We start from the raw sequence: 4,334 nt of genomic DNA, 5'->3' as shown, positions 1-4,334 counted from the left end.
TGGCCATCATCAACCAGTACGGCGGCAAGATGAAGGAAACCTACGGCGTGCCCGTCGAGGAAATCCAGGAAGCCATCAAGTACGGCGTGCGCAAGATCAACATCGACACCGACATCCGCCTGGCCATGACCGGTGCCGTGCGCAAGTTCCTGTTCGAGAACCCGGACAAGTTCGACGCCCGCGAATGGCTCAAGCCCGCCCGCGAGGCCGCCAAGCAGGTGTGCAAGCAGCGTTACATGGAGTTCGGCTGCGAAGGTCAGGCCGGCAAGATCAAGCCCATCGGCCTGAGCGAGATCGCCTCGCTGTACGCTGCGGGCAAGCTGGCCCAGATCGTGGCCTGATCGCCACCACACCGCGCCGGCCGAAGGGCCGGCCATCAGGCCGACAGGGCGCAGGCGCTGTCGGCCTTTTTCGTGGCTTGCCCCGGTCGCCGTGCGGGGTGCGCGACGGTGCTCGCCCACGGCGCGGCCGCTGTGCTACAACCGCGATGGAGGTCTGTGCCTTGCACCAGCATGAGCAGGATCCCACACACAAAATGAGGAGAGGCGTCATGAAGAACGACGTCCGCGCACGCAACCACGTCACGGAAATCGGGCGGGGCGAGCGCGTGCTGGTGCTGGCGCACGGCTTCGGCTGCGATCAGCGCATCTGGCGCTTTGTGGCCGCGGACCTGGCTCGCGACCACCGCATCGTGCTGTTCGATTACGTCGGCAGCGGGCGCTCCGACCTGTGCGCCTGGACACCCCAGCGCTATGGCAGCCTGGAAGGCTACGAGCAGGACCTCATCGAGGTGCTCGACGCCCTGCGGCATGAGCAGGTCGTGCTGGTGGCGCATTCCGTCAGTGGTTCGATCGGGGCGCTGGCCAGCATTGACCGGCCGGAACTCTTCGAGCGCCTGATCCTGGTCGGCCCGAACCCCTGCTTCATCAACGATGGCGAGTATGTGGGGGGCTTCGAGCGGCAGGACGTGATGGACATGCTGGACCTCATGGACCGCAACATGGTGGGTTGGGCCGACATGCTGGCCCCGCTCGTGGTCAAGACGACCGTGTGGCCCGAGCGGGTGGCCGAGATGCGCGAGAACCTGTGCGCCGGCGATCCAGCCATCGTGCGACGCTTCGCCGAAGTGGTGTTCACGTCCGACATTCGCCAGCACCTGCCGCGCATCCCTGTGCCGGTGCTCATCATGCAGTGCGCCGACGATGCCGTTGCCCCGTCCTCGGTGGGCGACTACCTTCTTCGGCACATCCCCCGAGCGCGGCTCAACCGCATGGCAGCCACCGGGCATTGCCCGCACCTGAGCCATCCCGACGAGACGATTGCGCTGATTCGCAATGACCTGCGCCGGCCAAAGCGGGCAGCCACACCATGACAGACCGATGGGGTGCCGACGTCGAACTCGGTGACGTGCTGCCGTGCGGGTTGGTACGCCTGGACCGTGACGGGCTGGTGCGTGCAGCCAACGTCACACTGGCCGGCTGGCTGGGCGTGGCAGGGCCGGAAGAGCTGCACGGCCGGGGCGTGACGACGCTCTACCCGCAGGCGGGGCGCCTGATGTGGCACACGTATGTGCAGCCGATGCTCGCCGCGCAAGGCGAGGTGGAAGAGGTGTCGATGCTGCTGCAGCGGGTGGATGGCACGGTGGTCGACGTGCTGCTCAACGCACGGCGCGCCGACGCCGACGGCGGGGCGCTGGTGGTGTTCATGCGCATCAAGGAGCGCCGTCGGCTGGAGTACCAGCTGCTGGCCATCAAGCGGGTGGCCGAAGAAGCACCGGGCATGCTGTTCCAGCTGCGGCGATCCTCGCAACCCGAGTCGCACCTCGCCTTCACCTATGTCACCGAAGGCGTGCGCCCGCTTTTCGGGGTGACGCCCGTGCAGGCGCTGGCCGACGCCAATGCGCTGTGGAGCGTGATGCACCCGGACGACCGGGCGCAGCTGATGGCCGCGGTGGCGCAGTCGGCGGCGTCGCTACAACCCTGGCGCCTGGAGTACCGGGTGCTCCTCGATGGCCGCGAGCAGTGGCGGGAGACGCATGCGTCGCCGCATGGGGAGCCGGACGGCACGGTGCTGTGGCACGGCTACGCGCAGGACATCACCGGTCGCCGCGAAATGGAGCACCACCACCACGAGCGCGAAGCTGCCGAGCGGGCCAGCCAGGCCAAGAGCGCCTTTCTGGCCCGCATGAGCCACGAGCTGCGCACGCCGCTCAACGGCATCCTGGGCTTTGCGCGGCTCATGCGCACCCAGGGTGCCCCGCTGGATGCCGACCAGCGCCGCAAGCTCGGCTACATCGAGGCCGCGGGCGACAGCCTGCTGCACCTGGTCAACGAGGTGCTCGAGCTGTCGCGCATCGAGGCCGGGCACACGAGCATCCACGTGCAGCCCATGGAGGTGGACCCGGTGCTGCGCCAGGCGATGCGGCTGGTCGAGCCCCTGGCGGTTTCGCGTCACGTCGTGATCGTGCCGCCGGTGCAGCAGGGGTGGTCGGCCCTGGCGGATGACAACCGGCTCCTGCAGGTGCTGCTCAACCTGCTCTCCAACGCGATCAAGTATGGCCCGCTGGGCGGCGCGGTGACGGTCGACGTGCGCAACGAGGGCGGCCGCGTGGTGATCGCCGTGCAGGACGAGGGGCCGGGCTTGAGCGAGGCGCAGCAGACCCAGCTCTTCCAGCCCTTCAACCGGCTGGGTGCAGAGCGCAGCGGCGTGGAGGGCGTGGGCCTGGGCCTGGTGATCACGCGGGGGCTGGTCGAGCTGATGGGCGGGGAGTTGCAGCTGCGGTCTCGACCCGGGCTGGGCGCGTGTTTCCAGGTTGCGTTGCAGCCCGTGCCCGGCACCCAGGACGACCAGCACAGACATGACCCGTGGGCCCCGACCGGTGCAGGGGCTCTGGACCCGCTGGCGCCCGCTGGGGACGGCACGATGGCGGCCAGACTGCCGGCCACGGCTCGCGTGCGCGAGGTGCTGTACGTCGAGGACAACCGGGTCAACGCCATCCTGATGGCCTCCGTCTTCGAGGACCGGCCGGACTTCCACCTCACGGTGGCCGAGACCGGTGCCGACGCGCTCGAAGCGGCACGCACGCTGCGACCCGATGTGCTGCTGCTCGACATGCACCTGCCCGACACGGACGGGCTGGCTCTGCTGGCCGCCTTGCGCCGCCTGCCCCACCTGGCGCAGGTGCCGGCGGCCGTGGTGTCGGCCGATGCCATGCCGGCCGACATCGAACGGGCGCTGGCGGCCGGCTTCGCCGCCTACTGGACCAAGCCCCTCGACATCGGTCGCCTGATGGCCGAACTGAGCGAGCTGGTGGCCGGGGCGCCGGAGCAGGGGGATACGCCGCCAGCGGCGTGAGGCGACGGCGAGGTCAACAGGCGGCACAATGTCGGTTTGACGACCGGGCTGCGTGCCGGCCCGCCGCGAACCCTTCTGGCGCCTTTTCCATGACTTCTGCCCTCCACACCTCCGCCATCACCTCGCTGCCGCTGCTGGCCCGCGGCAAGGTCCGCGACAACTACGCCGTCGGCAACGACCGCATCCTGATGGTGGCCTCCGACCGCATCAGCGCGTTCGACGTGATCATGGGCGAGCCGATTCCGGGCAAGGGCGCGCTGCTGACGAAGATGGCGCTGTTCTGGTTCGACCTGCTCAAGGACGTGGCCCCGAACCACCTGACTGGCGAAGACCCGCTGAGCGTCGTGACGCCCGAAGAGCGCCCCCAGGTGGAAGGCCGCGCCATGCTGGTCAAGAAACTCAAGCCCCTGCCCGTGGAGGCGGTGGTGCGTGGCTACCTGGCTGGCAGCGGCTGGAAGGAATACCAGGACAACGGCGAGGTGTGCGGCGTGAAGCTGCCCGCCGGCCTGCAGAACGCCAGCAAGCTGCCCGAGCCCATCTTCACGCCGGCCACCAAGGCCGAAGTGGGGGAGCACGACGAGAACATCTCGTTCGACAAGATGAGCGAGATCATCGGCGCCGAGATGGCCGAGAAGGTGCGTGCGCTGGCGCTGAAGCTCTACAAGACCGCTGCCGACTACGCGCTGACCAAGGGCATCATCATTGCCGACACCAAGTTCGAGTTCGGCCTGGACGAGCACGGCACGCTGACCGTGATGGACGAGGTGCTGACGCCGGATTCCTCGCGCTTCTGGCCTGCCGAGGGTTATGTGGAAGGCCGCAACCCGCCGAGCTTCGACAAGCAGTTCCTGCGCGACTGGCTGGAGCAGGCCACCGTCAACGGCCAGCCCTGGGACAAGACCGCACCGTCGCCGGCGCTGCCGCAGGATGTGATCGAGAAGACCGCGGCCAAGTACCAGGAAGCGCTGACACGGCTGATG

At 68.5% G+C, this 4,334-nt stretch carries 4 protein-coding genes; all 4 read left to right on the top strand.

Going from position 1 to position 4,334, the window contains the following annotated elements; genetic code table 11:
- Nucleotides 1-341 (top strand): class II fructose-bisphosphate aldolase (locus Q0Z44_RS18130; protein ID WP_298015392.1); only part of this gene is annotated, 341 nt, incomplete at its 5' end.
- A 209-nt stretch (nucleotides 342-550) separates the two neighbouring features.
- Nucleotides 551-1,372 carry an alpha/beta hydrolase gene (locus Q0Z44_RS18125; RefSeq protein WP_298015390.1) on the top strand — a complete coding sequence of 274 codons (822 nt, stop codon included), beginning with the start codon at nucleotides 551-553 and terminating at the stop codon, nucleotides 1,370-1,372.
- Nucleotides 1,369-3,354, top strand: coding sequence for an ATP-binding protein (locus Q0Z44_RS18120; RefSeq protein WP_298015388.1), 1,986 nt, complete (start codon nucleotides 1,369-1,371; stop codon nucleotides 3,352-3,354). The genes Q0Z44_RS18125 and Q0Z44_RS18120 overlap by 4 nt, the downstream gene beginning before the upstream one ends.
- Nucleotides 3,355-3,443: 89 nt before the next feature.
- On the top strand, nucleotides 3,444-4,334 hold an 891-nt coding region (locus tag Q0Z44_RS18115), incomplete at its 3' end, for a phosphoribosylaminoimidazolesuccinocarboxamide synthase (RefSeq protein ID WP_298015386.1).

The organism is uncultured Aquabacterium sp., from assembly GCF_947366995.1.
GTDB lineage: Bacteria > Pseudomonadota > Gammaproteobacteria > Burkholderiales > Burkholderiaceae_C > Aquabacterium.
The sequence above is the reverse complement of the archived record's forward strand: the minus strand, read 5'-3'. Positions and strand labels throughout refer to the sequence as shown.